The 432-nt window shown below is 66.0% G+C and carries 1 protein-coding gene; it reads right to left on the bottom strand.

What is annotated here, in order from left to right:
* The coding region (locus FCS21_RS16360; protein WP_171035744.1) for an alanine racemase C-terminal domain-containing protein at nt 1-432 on the bottom strand (432 nt) is incomplete at both ends.

Here is a 432-nt window from a genome sequence, read left to right as displayed (position 1 = left end):
CACAGCATGTCCATGGACACGCGACCCAGCAATTGGCTGCGCTGCCCCGCCACCAGCACCGGCGTGCCGGTGGGCGCATGGCGCGGGTAGCCGTCGGCATAGCCCGTGGCAACCACGCCGATACGCATCGGTTTAGGTGTGATGAACCGGGCGCCGTAGCCCACCGGCTCGCCGGCTGGCAGTTCACGCACGCAGATCACTTTCGATTCCAGGGTCATCACCGGCTGCAAACGCGCGGCCAAGGCCTGGTCCTCACCAAACGGTGTGGCGCCATAAAGCATAATGCCAGGACGCACCCAGTCGCTGGATACGCTCGGCCAGCCCAGGACCGACGGCGAGTTGCGCAGGCTGACCTCCGCCACCAGGCCCTGGCGCGCCGCATCGAATACCGCCACTTGCTCGTTGCTGCTGACGCAATCGAGTTCATCGGCA

The sequence above is a fragment of the Colwellia ponticola genome (assembly GCF_005885605.1).
Lineage (GTDB): Bacteria > Pseudomonadota > Gammaproteobacteria > Enterobacterales > Alteromonadaceae > Colwellia > Colwellia ponticola.
Note: the sequence above shows the minus strand (reverse complement) of the source record. Positions and strands in the feature narration are given on the sequence as shown.